This window comes from Novosphingobium sp. PC22D (genome assembly GCF_002556635.1).
Taxonomy (GTDB): Bacteria; Pseudomonadota; Alphaproteobacteria; order Sphingomonadales; family Sphingomonadaceae; genus Novosphingobium.
Genome location: NZ_MWMO01000002.1, coordinates 332,256 through 348,571 on the forward strand (window position 1 = coordinate 332,256; position 16,316 = coordinate 348,571).

At 66.9% G+C, this 16,316-nt stretch carries 12 protein-coding genes; 7 read left to right on the forward strand and 5 right to left on the reverse strand.

Going from position 1 to position 16,316, the window contains the following annotated elements; genetic code table 11:
• Positions 1–6 precede the first annotated feature (6 nt).
• Together B2G71_RS05125 and B2G71_RS05130 are read left to right on the forward strand one after the other, a co-directional pair.
• Positions 7–3,213: an efflux RND transporter permease subunit gene (locus B2G71_RS05125; RefSeq protein ID WP_098104648.1), complete on the forward strand. Its 3,207-nt coding sequence runs from the start codon at positions 7–9 to the stop codon at positions 3,211–3,213.
• Complete coding sequence (locus B2G71_RS05130) at positions 3,210–4,661, forward strand: efflux transporter outer membrane subunit (protein WP_098104649.1); 1,452 nt, start codon at positions 3,210–3,212, stop codon at positions 4,659–4,661. Before B2G71_RS05125 ends, B2G71_RS05130 begins: the two co-directional genes overlap by 4 nt.
• Positions 4,662–4,733: 72 nt before the next feature.
• On the opposite strand, the gene B2G71_RS05135 is transcribed toward B2G71_RS05130, so the two are convergent.
• A complete protein-coding gene (locus B2G71_RS05135; RefSeq protein ID WP_141521497.1) occupies positions 4,734–5,321 on the reverse strand; it encodes a transglutaminase-like cysteine peptidase in 588 nt (195 codons plus the stop codon).
• Positions 5,322–5,747: 426 nt separating this feature from the next.
• Between B2G71_RS05135 and B2G71_RS05140 the strand changes: the two genes are divergently transcribed.
• From B2G71_RS05140 to B2G71_RS05155, 5 genes are all read left to right on the forward strand, one after another.
• On the forward strand, positions 5,748–6,317 hold the full coding sequence (locus B2G71_RS05140; protein WP_098104651.1) for a polysaccharide biosynthesis/export family protein: 570 nt from the start codon (positions 5,748–5,750) through the stop codon (positions 6,315–6,317).
• 93 nt (positions 6,318–6,410) lie between these two features.
• Complete coding sequence (locus tag B2G71_RS24020; RefSeq protein WP_168176265.1) at positions 6,411–6,860, forward strand: hypothetical protein; 450 nt, start codon at positions 6,411–6,413, stop codon at positions 6,858–6,860.
• A gap of 26 nt (positions 6,861–6,886) precedes the next feature.
• Positions 6,887–8,179, forward strand: a complete 1,293-nt coding sequence (locus tag B2G71_RS05145) for an outer membrane beta-barrel protein (RefSeq protein ID WP_168176266.1) — start codon at positions 6,887–6,889, stop codon at positions 8,177–8,179.
• A 26-nt stretch (positions 8,180–8,205) separates the two neighbouring features.
• Positions 8,206–10,365: an AAA family ATPase gene (locus B2G71_RS05150; protein ID WP_098104653.1), complete on the forward strand. Its 2,160-nt coding sequence runs from the start codon at positions 8,206–8,208 to the stop codon at positions 10,363–10,365.
• A gap of 30 nt (positions 10,366–10,395) precedes the next feature.
• Entirely contained in the window at positions 10,396–11,004 is a 609-nt protein-coding gene (locus tag B2G71_RS05155) for a hypothetical protein (protein WP_098104654.1), read from the forward strand.
• On the opposite strand, the gene B2G71_RS05160 is transcribed toward B2G71_RS05155, so the two are convergent.
• The 4 genes from B2G71_RS05160 to B2G71_RS05175 are packed head-to-tail and all read right to left on the reverse strand — an operon-like array spanning position 10,952 to position 16,244.
• A complete protein-coding gene (locus B2G71_RS05160) occupies positions 10,952–12,325 on the reverse strand; it encodes an O-antigen ligase family protein (RefSeq protein ID WP_141521498.1) in 1,374 nt (457 codons plus the stop codon). The two genes, B2G71_RS05155 and B2G71_RS05160, sit on opposite strands and share 53 nt — an antisense overlap.
• Before the next feature lie 36 nt (positions 12,326–12,361).
• Entirely contained in the window at positions 12,362–14,089 is a 1,728-nt protein-coding gene (locus tag B2G71_RS05165; protein ID WP_098104656.1) for a GMC family oxidoreductase, read from the reverse strand.
• Positions 14,086–14,946: an aldo/keto reductase gene (locus tag B2G71_RS05170; protein WP_098104657.1), complete on the reverse strand. Its 861-nt coding sequence runs from the start codon at positions 14,944–14,946 to the stop codon at positions 14,086–14,088. Before B2G71_RS05170 ends, B2G71_RS05165 begins: the two co-directional genes overlap by 4 nt.
• The gene (locus tag B2G71_RS05175; RefSeq protein WP_168176267.1) at positions 14,943–16,244 is read right to left on the reverse strand and encodes an O-antigen ligase family protein; all 1,302 of its coding nucleotides are present in this window, start codon (positions 16,242–16,244) and stop codon (positions 14,943–14,945) included. The genes B2G71_RS05170 and B2G71_RS05175 overlap by 4 nt, the downstream gene beginning before the upstream one ends.
• Between the last annotated feature and the right edge of the window lie 72 nt (positions 16,245–16,316).

Sequence of the window (16,316 nt, forward strand, 5' to 3'; positions counted from 1 at the left end):
GACCCGATGTCACGCATATTCATCGACCGGCCGATCTTCGCCTGGGTCATCGCGATCATCGTCATGCTCGCAGGCACCGGCGCGCTGCTGTCGCTGCCCAACGAGCGATATCCGGACATCGCCCCGACCCAGGTGAACATCCGCGCGACCTATCCGGGCGCTTCGGCCGAGACGATCGAGAACAGCGTCACCCAGATCCTCGAGCAGCAGCTCACCGGGCTCGACGGCCTGCTCTATTTCAGTTCGCAGAGCACCAACCGCGGCCGCGTGACCATCACCGCGGTCTTTTCCAAGGGCACCGACCCGGACATTGCCCAGGTCCAGGTCCAGAACGCGATCCAGTCTTCGATCTCGCGGCTGCCGCAGGCGGTCCAGTCGCAGGGCGTGCGCGTCACCAAGTCGAATCCCGACCAGCTCATGCTGGTCGCGGTCTACGACGAGACCGACACCCGCTCGAACGTCGATGTCGCCGACTTCCTGACGTCGAACTTCCAGGACCCGCTCTCGCGCGTGAACGGCGTCGGCGAAGTCAACGTCTACGGGTCCGAGCACGCGATGCGGATCTGGCTCGACCCGCGCAAGCTGGCCGCGGTCAAGCTCATGCCCGGCGACGTGATCGCCGCGATCCGGGCCCAGAACACCGAGGTCGCTGCCGGCGAGGTCGGCGGCGTGCCGGCCCCCGCCGACCAGGCGCTCAACGCCACGCTCACCGCGCAGTCGCTGATGCAGACGCCCGAAGAGTTCGAGGGCATCGTCCTCAAGACGCTCACCGACGGGTCGAGCGTGCGCATCCGCGACGTCGCCCGCGTCGAGATCGGCGCGGCCAGCTATGCCGTGGTCTCGCGGCTCAACCGGCACCCGGGCGCCGGCATGTCGATCTCGCTCGCGCCGGGCGCGGACGCGCTGCGCACCGCCGAGGCGGTCAAGGCCGAGATGAGCCGCCTGGCCCGCAACCTGCCCAACGGCCTCGCCTACGAATACGGCAACGATTCCACCGACTTCATCAAGCTCTCGGTCGCCGAGGTCGAGGAAACGCTGATCATCGCGATCGTGCTCGTCGTGCTCGTGATGTTCGTGTTCCTGCAGAGCTGGCGCGCGACCCTGATCCCCGCCATCGCGGTTCCGGTCGTCCTGCTGGGCACCTTCGCGATCTTCTATGTCGCCGGCTTCTCGGTGAACACGATGACCCTGTTCGGGCTTGTCCTCGCCATCGGCCTGCTGGTCGACGACGCGATCGTCGTCGTCGAGAACGTCGAGCGGCTGCTGGAGGAGAATCCCGAGATGTCGCCGCGCGAGGCGACGATCCAGTCGATGAAGGAAATCCAGGTCGCGCTCGTCGCCATCGCGCTCGTCCTGTCCGCCGTGTTCCTGCCGATGAGCTTCTTCGGCGGCTCGACCGGCGTGATCTACCGGCAATTCTCGCTGACGATCATCTCCGCCATGGTGCTGTCGGTCTTCGTCGCGCTGATCCTGAGCCCGGCGCTTACCGCGACGATGCTCAAGTCCAGGGTGCAGGAGCGGGAAGCGAAGGGCTTTCTCGAGCGCCGCCTGCCGATGCTGGCGACGTGGTCCGAACGATCGCGCGGCGCCTTCAACGACGCCTTCGATCGCATCAGCGAGCGCTATGTCCGTTGCATCGACGCCATCGTCGCGCGCAAGTGGCTGTTCCTGGGGATCTACGTCATCATCATCGGCGTGCTCGTGCTGCTGTTCGTACGGCTGCCCAACGGCTTCCTGCCCAACGAGGACCAGGGCCTCGTCATCGTGCAATACCGCATGCCGCCCGGGACCACGCTCGAGCAGACCAGCAAGGTGCAGCGCACGGTCGAGCGCTATTTCTACGAGCACGAGGGCGCGAACCTCGAGACGATGTTCACCCTGGCGGGCGGTGGCTTCGGCGCGAGCGGCCAGAACACTGGGCAGGCCTTCATCCGCCTCAAGGACTGGGAGGAGCGGCCCGGAGAAGAGAACAGCGCGCAGGCGATCGCCGATCGCGCGATGGCGGCTTTCTCGAACCTGCGCGACGCGCAAGTCTACGCGCTCGTGCCCGGCGCGGTCCGGGGCCTCGGCAATTCGGCCGGGTTCACGATGCAGTTGCAGAACGTCGGCGCCCTCAGCCGCGCCGACTTCATTGATGCGCGCGACGAGTTGCTCGCCAAGGCCAACGCCGACCCGGACCTGCAAGGCGTGCGCCTGAGCGACCTGCCCGATGTCTCGACGCTCAAGATCGACATCGATGCGCAGAGATTGCAGGCCTATGGTCTGTCGGTCAGCGACGTGAACACCACGCTTTCGACCGCCTGGGGCGGCAGCTACGTCAACGATTTCCTCGACAAGGGCCGGATCAAGCAGGTCTACGTGCAGGGCGATGCCCGCTACCGCGCGGCGCCCGACGACATCAAAAAGTGGTACGTGCGCGGCAATGACGGCGAGATGACGCCATTTTCCGCCTTTTCCAGCCAGGCCTGGTCCACCGTTCCGAGCTCGACCTCGCGGTTCAACGGCATCTCGGCGTTCGAGATCTCCGGGCAAGCCAGCACCGGCGTAAGCTCGGGCACCGCGATGGACCGGATCGCCGCGCTCGCGCGCGAGATTCCGGGCGCCGGCGTCGCGTGGTCGGGCTCGTCCTACGAGCAGCAGGTCTCGTCGAACCAGGCGCCGATGCTCTACGCGCTCTCGATCCTGGTCGTGTTCCTGTGCCTCGCGGCGCTCTACGAAAGCTGGACGATCCCGGTGGCGGTGCTGATGGTGATCCCGCTCGGACTGGTCGGCGCGATCGTCGCGGTCACCTTGCGCGGGCTCGAGAGCGACGTCTACCTCCAGATCGGCCTGCTGACGACGATGGGCCTCGCCGCCAAGAACGCGATCCTGATGATCGAGTTCGCCGAGCAGGCGGAAAAGCAGGGCAAGCGCGTGATCGAGGCCGCGCTGGAGGCGGCGCGCATCCGTCTGCGCCCGATCCTGATGACGAGCTTCGCGTTCATCTTCGGCACGCTGCCGCTTGCCCTTGCCACCGGCGCAGGTGCCAACAGCCGCCTCGCGATCGGCACCGCGGTCGTCGGCGGCATGCTCACCGCGACGCTCCTGGCGATCTTCTACATTCCGCTGTTCTTCGTCATCGTCCGGCGCGGCGTGCGCGACGGACTCAAGGCGGTGCGCGAGCACATGCACCCGGACGACACCCCCCACGCCCCTTCGGGAGCCTCGGCGTGAGCCGCGCGCGCCTCGCCGCGCTCGGCCCGCTCGTCTTGCTCGCGGGCTGCTCGCTGGCGCCGCCGACCGACCTGCCGGAACCGCCGGTCCCCCAAACCTGGCCCGCCGGGGACGCCTATCTGGCGCAGCGCGAGAGCGATCTGCCCACCGTTTCCTACGAGAGCGTATTCACCGATCCGCGCCTGCGCGCGCTGGTCGGGCAGGCGCTGGCCAACAACCGCGACTTGCGCGTCGCGGCCGCGAACGTGGCGGCCGCCCGGGCGCAGGTCCGCGCGACGCGGGCCAACCAGTTCCCCGAGATCGGCGTCACCGGATCGGCGACCTATCGCGGCACCGGCGACAACGGCACGCCGCGCACCGGAACGGGCGGCGGCACGGGCGCGAACATCGTGGGGCGCGACGGCATGTCCTATTCGCTCCAGGGCGGCGTCTCGAGCTACGAGATCGATCTGTTCGGCAGGCTCGCGAACGCGACGCGGGCCGAACGCCAGCGCGCGCTGGCGAGCGAGGCGGCGGCGCGGACGGTGCGGCTGGGACTGGTGGCCGATCTCGCCAACGCCTGGGCCACTTATGCCGCCGACCGCGAATTGCTCGGGATCGCGCAGGCGACGGCGGACAACGCCCGGCGCTCGATCGAACTCACGCGCGCGCGGCTCGAGGGCGGCGTCGCGCCGCGCACGGACTTACGGCAGGCCGAACAGGTCCTGACCACCGCGCAAGGCGACATCGCCGAACAGACCGCGCGCATCGCGCAGGACGAGAACCTCATCCGACTGCTCGTCGGCGCCGCGTTCGACAAGTCGCTGCTGCCATCGAGCCTCGCCGAAGTGACCGCGAGCTTCTCGCCGCTCGCGGCCGGGACCAGTTCCGAAGTGCTTCTGCGGCGGCCCGACGTGATCGAGGCCGAATACGCCTTGCGCGCCGCCGACTTCGATATCGGCACGGCGCGCGCGGCGCTGTTTCCCGCGATTTCGCTCACCGGCGTGCTCGGTTTCGCCAGCGACGCGCTTTCCTCGCTCTTCGACGGCGACGCCTTCAGCTACACGGCGGGCGGCAACCTGTCCGCACCGCTGTTCGATGCGGGTAGGCGCGGAGCCAATGTCGATATCGCCAGAGCCCGGCGCGAGGCGGCGCTCGCGACTTACGAGGGCACGATCCAGACCGCGTTTCGCGAAGTGGCCGACGCGCTCGCCGACCAGGGCACGCTCGCCGAGCGGCTGCGCGCCGCGCGCGCCTTCACCGCCGCTGCCGCCGACACCGCGCGGCTCACCGAGGCGCGCTATCGCGGGGGCATCGACAGCTACCTCACCAGCCTCGATGCCCAGCGCAGCGAATATGCGGCCCGGCGAGCCGAGATCGCGACGCTCCTCGCGCTCGCCGCGAACCGCGTCACGGTCTACCGCGTTCTGGGCGGCGACCTCGCAACGCCGGTGTCTGAGCCCGAGTGAGCGGCACTGGCCGCACACGTGGCAGGGGGGATAGACGGCCGGGTCCGGATCGGACCGGTACGCCCTCTCGCCCTAGCGGGCCGCCAGCTTCACGTCGCGAACGAGCAGGTTGCGCCACTCCGACGGCTTTCCGGCCGCCTGACGCAGGATCCACACGTAGGGGCCCTCGCCCCAGGTCTTGAGGGCGTTGGTCCGGTTGTCGAGAATATAGTCCGCCTCGGCGGTATGCGCGACCAGGACCGCGTGCAGCCCCGTTCCCGGAAGATAACCCACCAGATAGAACAGGTCTTCGGGCGGGAAGCCCCGCGCGATCAGGTCCGCGCGCTTGGCGATCGCGAAGTCCTCGCAATCCCCCTCCAGCCGCTCGCCGGTCGGCTGCTCCCAGCGCTCGACCGGGTCCGCGCGCCAGTGCACCTCGCGGTTAACACGGCGGTTTACCGACTTTATCAGGGCATAGCGGTCCGCATCCGCCAATGTCCCGGCGGACCGGACGGCGGGGCGGTCGGCGCACTCCTCGGGGTTACGGTGGCACATCGAGACGTAGCCCGGCGGCGCTTCGGCGGGAACGCCGGACGGGGCAAACGGTTCGCTCGCCGGTCTCGCCTCGGCCGCGCCCGAAAACGCGCAGATCATTAACACCAGTGGAAGAAACCGACGCACCAAAGGGACCTCTCAGACCGATACGCCGGGCTCCGGCGCCTTTGATCTGAGTAGATTCCAGTGCTTAATGCTTCGCGCTGCGAACTTGGTTCACGAGAATGGTCACCATCCGTTTACGATTGGCGCCGACGCACGGCCCGGCAAGCCCTGCGGGCGCGAATGCGCGGATCGGCCGGTCGAACTCCGATGAGGCGCAAAGTCAGTCCAAAATGGTCTAGTTGCGACTTTCGCAGCCGCCAAATTCAAGCGACACGTCCTTGTAAGACAGGCCAAATCGCTATTCGGCCTACGATATCTTACATATCGTAAGAGAAACCTTTCAGTTATACTTTAATCCAAATCGGAGATTTACTTCCCGTTGCCAAGACCCTTCATTTCACGCATTCTCCTATAGACGTTACCCCTTGCAACTACGGGTTTAGATAGATGAAAAGGTGGTTACCGGCATTTATATTTCTGGCTCTGGGAGCCTGCTCGGGGCTGCGCGAATACGAAAGCGTTGCGCCGAGTGCCGCCGCCCTGCCCGGGCCCGACGAATCCAGCTACCGCATGAACGTCGGGGACAAGGTCCGCGTGACGGTCTACAACGAACCCACGCTCTCGGGCGAATACGTCGTCGCGCAGAACAAGATGATCTCGTTTCCGCTGATCGGAGACGTCCCCGCCGAGAACAAGACCGGCGCAGAACTATCCAACCTCATCGCCGAGAAGCTGGCGGACGGTTATCTGCGCGCACCGAACGTCTCGAGCGAGGTGGTGGTCTTCCGTCCCTTCTACATCCTCGGCGAAGTCGGCCGCCCCGGCGAATATCCCTATTCGCCCGGGATGACGGTCTTGCAGGCGATCGCGTCGGCGGAAGGGTTCACATACCGCGCCAACAAGCGGCGCATCCTCATCAAGCGCGCGGGCTCCGAAAAGGAAGTCGCCGTCGACATCACGCCCAGCCTCGCAGTCTATCCCGGAGATACCGTGCGTATCGCCGAGCGGTATTTCTGAGCGGTGGGCGCGATCGTGCAGAGAACCACAACAAAACGAACGAGGTGATTCATGGGGGCAGGTATCAGCAACAGGGGGCGCAAGGCGATGCTCTTGCTGTGCGCCGCGACATCCATTTCGATCTGCGGCGCCGGACTGGCGGCGCAAGCGCCCGATGAAGGCACGGCGCAGGTCGTCACGCTCAAGCGATCCATCCTCGATGCGATCGCGCGATTGCCGGCAGGCTCCGACCAGAACGTGTACCAGGCCCAGATCGCGATCGTCGTCGACAGCGCGCTGCAATCCGGCACGGCGGCAGGCGGGGCGGCTTCCTCGCCCACGGAAAATCGGCAATGCCTGATCGTCCTCAAGGCGCTCTCGGAAGCGGCGGGCGAGCCGGTCGATACCGCCGCGCGAAAGGCCATAGCGAAGCTGAGAGCGGACTTGCGTGGCTGCAGCGCCGGCACCGGTGCGGGGCCGACATCGGCTTCCGCTGCAGGCGGCGGTTTGAATTTCAGCTTGCCGAACGTCAACGTCGGCGGCGGAAGCGACTACGCCCAGTGATGAGGCAATCCCGTTCGATCGGCCGCGTGCGATCCGCAATTCTGGCGGGCGCGGCAGGCCTCGCCCTCCCCGCCGGCCCGGCCTCCGCCCAGAACAGCTTCGGCCCCTTTCTGGAAAGCCCGATCCCGCTCGACATCGATCGCGGCCGGCAAGTGAGCGTCCTCGATCGGGCGCGGCCCGAGTACGAGGCCGACGGCGTGATCGTCGGCGGCTTCACCGTCTATCCCGAGGCTCAGGTCGGCGTCGGCGTGACAAGCAACGTCTTCGCGGCTCCCGATGATGCCAAGAGCGCCGCCTTTCTCACCTTCGACCCCAGGCTCCGCGCGGCAAGCAACTGGTTGCGGCACGGCGTGTCGGTGTCGGCCGCGGGCGCCTTCCGGCGCTACATAGACCGCTCGATCCGCAACGAGGACGGCCTGGCCGCCCGCATCGACGGGCGGCTCGACGTATCCAGTGACCTCAAGATCAATGGCGCGGCGGGCATCAGCCGCGGCTACCAGTCGCAATACTCGAGCGAAATCCCGGCCAACGCGGTCGCGCCGATCGAGTTCGTCAAGGCGTTCGGCCAGGTCCGCGCGACTTACGGCGTCGGCCGCGTCCGCGCGACGATCGCGGGCGACGTCAACGGCCTCGACTTCAAGGACGCGAAGCTCGGCACGACCCTGCTGGACCAGGATTTTCGCGACCGAACCGTGACACGCGGCGCGGCGCGGATCGAATATTCCGCGTTCTCTGACGTCTGGATCTTCGGCGAGGTCTCGGCGTCCGACATCGATTATCGGCTCGCCACGATCGGCCAGGCCCGGCCGAACCGCGACGGGTCCGACTACCGCTATCTGGCCGGAACCTCCTTCGACTTCACCGCCCTCGCACGCGCGCGCGTGGGCATCGGCTACATCGAGCGAACCTTCAAAAGTCCGATCTATCGGAACCTGTCGGGCTTCGGATACGACGCGAGGATCGAGTTTTTCCCCTCGGGCCTCACGACGATATCCGCTGCCGCCCAGCGCAGCATCGGCGAAGCGGTCACCGTCAATTCGAGCGGCTACTTCTCGAACGAGCTCCTGCTTCGCGCCGATCACGAGCTTCTGCGCAATCTGCTGCTCTTCGGCCAGGTCCGCTACGCCCGCAACCGCTTCGAGGGGATCGACAGGCGCGACAACATCTGGATCGCGGAAGGCGGCGCCAACTTCCTAATCGACCGGAATCTGCGCCTTTCCGGAGGCCTCGCCTATAGCGACCGGACCAGCAAGGGCATCAATCGCGGCCAGGAATTCGATGAGATCAGGGGCATCGTCGCGCTCGCCTTGGCCATCTAGCGCGCACTCGAGGACGTGGAGGACGGATGGACCAGTTAGCGAGATACAGCGGCGGGATCGATCAATCGGTTGCGTACGATGTCGACGGAGGCGGCGAACTCGGCATTCGCCAGCTTTTCGAGATCATCGCCCGGCAGGCGCGCAACATCGCCTTGATCACCTTGGCGATCTTCGCGCTCGTTCTGGGCGCGACCTTCTTCATGACGCCCCAGTATTTCGCCTCGGCCTCGCTCAAGATCGACCCTAACGCACGCGCACTGAGCGACGACACGCAACGCTCGACCTCGCCCCAGGCCGAACAGTCGCGGATCGACACCGAGACCCAGATCCTCAGGTCGCGCGTCATCGCCCAAAAGGTAGTCGACCGCCTGGGCCTCGAAGATGATCCCGAACTGCTCAAGGACGCTCAGGACTCCGCCGACGCCAGCTCCAGGAAACTTGCGATCGACGCGTTCCTCGAAAGAGTGTCGATCACGCGCGATTCCGACGACTACATCGTGGACGTCGGTTACAGTTCGGGCGACCCCGAAAAGGCCGCGAGAGTCGCCAACGCGATTGCCGAGACCTACCTTGAGTACACCATTGCCGATCGCAGCCAGTTGGCCGGCGAACAGGCCAAGTGGCTCACCTCGCGGCTGCAATCGCTGGGCTCCGAAGTGGAGTCGACCCAGGCGCAAGTCGCTCGCTACCGGGCGCAGTCGGGCATCGTTCAAGGGGAGAGCCAGGGCACCATCACCGATCAGCAGGTCGGCCCGCTGTCGGTCCAGCTCGCCCAGGCCGAAAGCGAGGCGGCCGCCGCCAATGCCGACATGGCGGCGGCGAAAGCCCAGATCCGGCGCGGCGACATCACAGCGGTTTCCGGCGTGCTCAACTCGCTGGTCATCGCCGAACTGCGCCGCCAGCGCGCGCTCGCCAGCGCCGAAAAGGCCGAGATAGAGACCCGCTACGGCGCAAAGCACCCCGAAAACGCCCGTGCGACCGAGCAGATCCGCGATCTCGATGCCGCGATCGAAGCCGAAGCGAACCGCATCGTCGCGGGGCTCGAGAACAAGGCGCGCGCCGCCTCCGCGCGCGCCGCCAGCCTGAGAAGCGCACTCGCGCAGGTTCGCGGCGAGCAGGCCGAAAACACCCGTGCCGCGGTGCTCGCCGAAAGCCTCGACCGCGAGATCAAGGCCAAGCAATCCGCCTACGAAGATCTGGCGCGACGTCTGGAGCAGGTCTCGCAAATCCAGCGCGACTTGCTGCCGACAGCGGCGATCGTCGAACGCGCCGTCCCTCCGCTGCATGTTTCGAGCCCCAATCGCCTGCTGTTCGGCGTGCTCGGGCTCATGCTCGGGCTGCTCGTCGCCTTCACCGCGGTCCTGACCTACGAGTTCCTGGGGAGCACCATCCGCTTCTCGGACGATCTTAGCCTGGCGAGCGGGCTGCCCCTCATAACGACCGTCCCCGAAGTCCCGGCGAGCAGGCGCAAGATCGACGGCGAGGTCGTCTCTCCCGAACGCTACGTCCTCGAAAAGCCGATGACCTCCTTTGCCGAAGCGTTCCGCACGATCCGCAATTCGATCGTGCTGAGTTCGGACGGCAAGGCCTCGATCATCGCGGTGCTCTCCGCCCTGCCCTCGGAAGGAAAATCGACGGTCGCGGTCTCGCTGGCCCGCACCATGGCCCTGGGGGACGATCGCGTCCTGCTGATCGACTGCGACTTGCGCAGGGGCAGGATCGGCACGCTCCTTGGCGACGACGGACCGCGGGAAAACATCGTGCGCGTTCTCAAGGGCGAGGTGGGCTGGAAGGATGCCATCGAAACGGATCGCGGGTCCAACCTCGATATACTGGCGGCACCGCCCAACACCTTCGAAACGGTCGACCTGTTCAATGGTCCGGCCTTTCACAAGATGCTCGAGGAGTTGCGCGAGAACTATCGCTTCGTCGTGCTCGATACGCCGCCCACGCTCGCCGTCGCCGACGCCAGAGCGATCGCCTCGGCGGTCGACACGTCCATCTTCGTGGCGCGATCGGGGGCGACGCCCAAACGCGCCGCGCGGATCGCGATCGAATTCTACCGTCAGGATCACAGCCACTTGCTGGGCTGCGTTCTCACCCGGGCGCCGGTGCGCGGCAAGCGGACCGCCCGCAACGACGGGTCGTATTACTACAATCTCTATCGGTCCTACGTCGAAGCCTGAGCCTTGCGGCGCGGCTTGGCCCCATGGCCCGTGCTGATCGGCGCGGTTCTCGCCGGAGGGCTGATCTTCGCGGTCCGCGCGCATCGCGACGAGCGCGTGATCCGCGAGCTTGCCGGCGACGCGAAGCGGGTCGATGCCGGACCGCCGGACCGGACCACCGAGGAGACGTGCGTTTCCAGGAGCAATCCTCGCATCCTGCTCGCTTGTGCGGTGCTGTATCTCAATCTCGCCGCGCGCGAGGCTCCGGGACCCGGGCGAGATGCGGCGCTGTTGGCGGCGCTCCGCTTTTCCGAGCGGCTGCAGGGCGAACAGCCCGGGTCGGGGGAGGCATCGGTCCTGCGCAGTCTTGCCGCCGCACAACTCGGCCGGGAGCACGAGGCCATGGTGGCCCTGCAGGAATCCTACCGCCGGGCTCCCTACCTGCGCGATTTCGCCCTCGCGCGGATAGCCCTCGCGGCGCGCTCAGCGAGCCATCTCGACCCCGTGACCCGCCGGACGATGCTGACCGAAGCGATCTGGCTGGGCAGGCTCGGCCGCCGGCAGCGGCTCGCCGTGCTCGACGCTCTGGCCGGCACCGACAGCTACATCACGGTCTCGCTTCGTCTGCCAGGGAGCCCCGTCGCGGAACGGCCACTCTGAGCGCATTGCCAAGCGCGATACCGGCGAGCCACGCGCAAAGCGACGCGATGGCCGGCACGTCGAGCGCGATGTCGACCCAGCCGCACACCAGAGCGATTGCAAGCACGAGCGCGATCGTACGCACCGGATCGTCAGGTGCGCGGCGTTGCCATCGCCGGCTTATCGCGCGGCCGAACGTCGCCGCCCATGCGAGCAACAGCAGGACGTAGAGCCATCCGGCCTCGAGCGCGGCCTGAAGCACGAAATTGTGCGCGGCGCCAAACCGCCACATGACCTCGGCATTGGCCGGCGTCAGGTGCGCGGTGTTCACCGCGCGAAAAGAGCCGAGGCCAAAGCCGAACACGGGATGCTCGACGGAAAGCCCCGCGTAGAGAAGCCAAGCGTCGATGCGAACGTGCAAATCGCTCGTCAGATCGGCGAACCGCGCCAGAAAGGCCGGAGACATGACCGCAGCCGAAACCGCGAGCGCGGCAAGGACCACGGCGGCATAGCCAAGGACTTGGTCCCGATCTGCAAGACTATTGGGCGCGAAGCGGAGCCGGACCACGGCGGCAAGGGCAAATGCGATCATCGCCGCTCTGGAGCCGGTGCACACGATCAGGACGAGGATCGCGAACAGCGCGGCGCCTTGAACCACGCGACGAACCGGCGCGGTCCGCGTGCGGGTCAGGTAGTGATCGAGACAGGCAAGCGCGATCATCGCCAGCGCCGCTCCGGCCACGTTGGGGTTGTCCAAAGTCACGGCGAAACGATGCGGCGTCCCGGCGCCCTCGCCGCTGCGATCCGCGCTGCCGGAAAGCCATGTCATGACGCTCCCCGCAAGGGCCCAGAGCGCGCCGATCACGGCAAGGCTGGAGAGGGCCTTCGCACCCGAGTCGCCGCGCAAGCCAAGCAAGGCACCCGCGACCAGCAGCGCCAGGAATCCCAGCCTGATCGTGAACTCCGGCCCGAATGCTCCGCTCGCGCGAACCTGGTTGGGGCCAAGGGCGTAAGCCAGCACCAGCCACGCCAGCGGCGCGCCCGCCCATGCCAGACGCGGCCCGAGCAAGCGCCATTCCTCCGGCCGGGCCCGCACGCGCACCACCACGGCAAGGCCCAGCGCGAGATGCACGATGGTCGCAAGCGAACCGGCGGCATAGCCATTGGTGCCGTTCAGCGCGATCTCGAGCACGAGCAAGGCGCAGATGCCGCCAATCCAGAACCAAACTTCCCGCGGGCCGGCTCTCGCGCGAAGCAAGCCCGGCCTTGGCGCGTGCAGGATCGGACCGGGCGCGTTGCGTTCCATCCGCGCAGGATTGCGCGAGACTTCCGCCGCAGCCAACCATGCCTATCCGCTTCGGATGCAACTCCTGGTCCGCTAACCTGCCTGTTCGAGCACGCCGACGGTCTCTTTCGCAAGCCCGGGCCGGCCGCGCTCGATCAGGGTGCGCGCCAGCCGCAAGGTGAGCGCGACGAGCGTCAGGGTGGGGTTGGCGAAGCCCGAAGTGGAAAACACGGAGGCGCCCGCAAGGTAGAGCCCACGCGTCCCGAAGACCTCGCAATTCGCGTCGCATACGCCGTCCGACGGCGAGTCGGCCATCCGGGCGGTGCCGATGTGGTGGCCGCCCACGGGCACCTTCCAGTGCATGGCCCGGTCGAGATCCTCTCGCGTCAGCTTGACCCGTGTTCCGTCCGAGCGCTCGAAGGCATGCGCCACGAGTTGAAGGCCCGCGACCAGACGCTCGTTATCGGCGCGGGTCGTGCGCCATTCGATCCGCAGCCGCCGCTGTCCATTCCGGTCGAGTTCGTTGCCCAGTGTCACTCGGCTGTCGAAGTTGGGCTCCTGCTCGGCGTTGATGTCGAGCGGATAGATCCCGCGCGGGTCGGTCAGGACCACCGAGGGAAGCTTGCGCTTGGCGAACGTCCGCCGACGCGCGAAGTCGAGGGTGAAACGCGCGAGGGAGGGGCCGCCCAGCGCGATGTTGCGGGCATGACGGGCCCAGAACCTGAGCGATCCCGCCCCCACCTCGCGGCGCTTGATCTCCTCGAGCGAGGTAAGCTTGCGCGCATATTCCGGCACGATGTGATCCTTGACGAGATACATCGAGGACAGGATCGGACTACGGTGCCCCGGATCGACGATATTCGGATGGTATGGCCGCAGCACGAGCCCGGCCAGGCGGTGCTTGCGCTGGGCCTCGGGCGAAACCCAGATGTAGCGGCGGCAGTAGATTCCGGTCGCCGTGCGCTGGTAATCCATGCGTACGTCGCGAGCGTCCTTCGGAAAGGCGATCTCGCCGAATTCGCCTTCGATGTGGCATTGGTAGAACCGGCCGACGAGATCGTTGTCGTTGCCCAGTCCGCAGGGGCGCTCTTCGTTGGAATGGAGCAGGATGCGAACCGTCTCGAGACCGCCCGCCGCCACCACGACCGTGGGCGCCAAGATCTCCAGCGGCGCCGCCTGATCCGTTCGCGCGACGCGCACGCCGCGTGCCGCATTGCCCCCCGGCTCGGCCAGAACGCACAGCACCGGCGCGTGCAGCAGCAGGGTTATCCGCGGATCGCTCTGCAGCCGCTTGCGATAGCCCTTGCCGAGATCGAGCGGATGACTGAATCGTTCGATGCGATCGAGCACCACGTCCCTCGATCGCACGCCGGGGGCCAGGTCCGCCGGTTCACCCGGCAAGGCTTGGGCTGCCTCGAACTCGGGCACGCCCGCGTCGAGATATTCGAGCGCGCGCGCATAGTGGGGCGCAACATCGTCATGGCCGATCGGCCAACGGGCCTTGTTCAGCCAGGGCCGGTCCTCGAAATCGATCGGATCGAACGGGATGCAGCGCCCGCCCCATGCCGCCGTCGAGCCGCCGAGGTTACGCCGCCGGAACATGTCGACTTGTCCGTGCCCCTCGGGATCGATGCTCTGGGCGCGGTAGAATTCCTGACTGGCCTGCGAGAACTTGTCGCCGCCGGCCTCTGTCACGACGACCTTCATGCCGGCATCGGCCAGTTCAAGGGCAAGGACGATGCCCGCCGCGCCCGCACCCACGATCGCCACGTCGGCATTGATCTCGGCCGGGAGCCCGGCCTTGCGCGCATCGCGGATCATGGCGCGGCCCCTTCCGTCTCGGGTTGGCGCACGGTCAGTTCGGCCAAGGCCTCGAGATGCTTGCGCGAGGTCGTTCCCACGAGCGTGCAGCCCACCGCAGGGTGGCTGATCGCGCTTCGCACCGCGTCGAGCGGCTTGAGCGCGGGCTGCATGCGAACGATCTCGCGCGCCATCACCGCGATGCCGCGCTCCGCCAGATGCAACACCTCCTGATCCCGCAGCCCCGCGACGATGGTCCAGGGCAATTGCACCAAGGTAATCCCCGGCATGGACATCGCGGCCTCGAAGCATTCGCGATCGTCGCAGGAGACTCCGAAGTGCCGCACCTTGCCTTGCGCCTTCAACTCGGCGAGCGCCTGCGCGACCCCCGCGTCCCGAGCGATCCCGGCGGGCGGACTGTGCAGCAGAAAGCCGTCGACATGGTCGGTCCCCAGCCGCGCGAGCGAACCGTCGAGACTTCGCGCAAGGCTGTGCGGTGACCAGTCCATCCGCAGCGCGTCTTCTCGGCGTGACGAGACGGCGTTGCTCTCCGGCGGACCGGATCGCCGCTTTCGCGCCGCCAGTGCTGGTTTGATCAGCGGCTTTAGCGGCGCCAGGACCCGCATCTTGGTGGAGAATCCGCGGCCCGCCTTGGTAACGATGAATGCCTTGTCACGCCGCCCCGAGACGGCACGTCCGATCTGCTTCTCGCTGTCGCCCTGGCCGTAAATGTTCGCGGTATCGAGCGTCGTCACGCCCATATCGAGAGCGGCCTCGATCAGCGCGCGGCTTTCGCCGAGAGACTGGGGATTGTTGAACGACCCTATGCGCGAGCATCCCAGCCCGAGCGGTGACAGACCCATCGTATTGGGGCTCATGCTGTCGATCTCCCTTTCGATTGGTCGGGCTGCATCGCCGGCTCGGCGGAATAGCTGGTGGTCAGCATCAAAGGCCCGCGCCGGGCGGATGCCTTGGCGTTGTCGGCAAGCGTCGCGCGCAAGCCGCGCCGCCACGCAAAAGCGGTTATGAACATCATCGCAAAGGGCATCGGCAATCCTGTCGCCAGCGCCATGTTCTCAGTGAACCCGATCAGAATGAAGGCGCACATGAACGCCGCCGATGCGATCGAGGCGCGGTCCCCGGACCTCAGCGCCCGGATCAGTTCGCGCACGAAGGCGCCGACGATGAGAAAGAGATAGATCAACAGCGCCAGCGGTCCGAGTTCGGCCAGAACCGCGAGATAGGCCTCATGCGCGGACGTCGCCACGGTGATGTAGGTCTCGTGGGTGCGGTAGCCGACGCCGGTCAGGGGGTTCTCGGCAAACAGCCGCAAGGCCTGTCCCCAGGCCTCGCTACGGCCGGTCAATCCGGACCCGAGTCCCCGGCGGGGATCGTCGACGCGCAAGAGATCTTCGACGACATAGGGGATGAGAAGCGGCAGCGTCAGAACACCGCAAAGGAACAAGGCGTAGTAGCCCATGCGCCGCCGCGGCTCGCACCTCGCTATGGCGATCACGATCATGACGAGGGCCGCCGCGAAGCTAGTGACCATCGCGCCCCGCGCCGAAGTGAGGAACAGGGTCAGCGCCGAGAGCGCGATCAGCCCCCACCGCAGCCGCGGATGCTCGATCGCGGCGGAACAGCACAGGCACATCGTCGCGACGAGGCCCAGGTTCGTCGGTCCCGCTCTCGAAGCGAGGCGGCCGAACGAATACTCGCCAATCACGATCGCGGCGAACAGGATCAGGCCGTAGCCGATCGCCGCGGCCGCGAGCATGTTCTGGAAGCCGCCGTCCCGGGCCAGGTCGGTCGAGGCGAACACCAGTGCGGCCAGAAGCACCATTGCCAGCAGGACGAAGTAGATCAGCGGCATGATCGTATCGACCTGGATCAAGCTGATCGCGACGAACAGGAGCAGTCCGGTCGTGAGCAAGGCGAACCATCCCGAGCGGGTCAGGTCGCAGCGCCCGAAATGGCCCGCCCACAGCGACAAGGGCAGGACAACCAGGGTCACCACAAGATGAATGAACGAACTCCAGAAGCTCGGTTCGTGGGCGATCACGTCGGACCCTGGGTTGACCGGGATGAATTCGGGTCTCAGCAGGTCCGCCATCGCATGGAACGCCAGCAGGACCCCCAGCATGCGCGCCACCCAGTCCGTGCGGATCGCGTTCATGCCCTCGCTCCCGCGTGATCGCCGTGAGGCGGGGCACCGGAAGGCCCGGCGCATTTCCGCCGATCCGCGAGC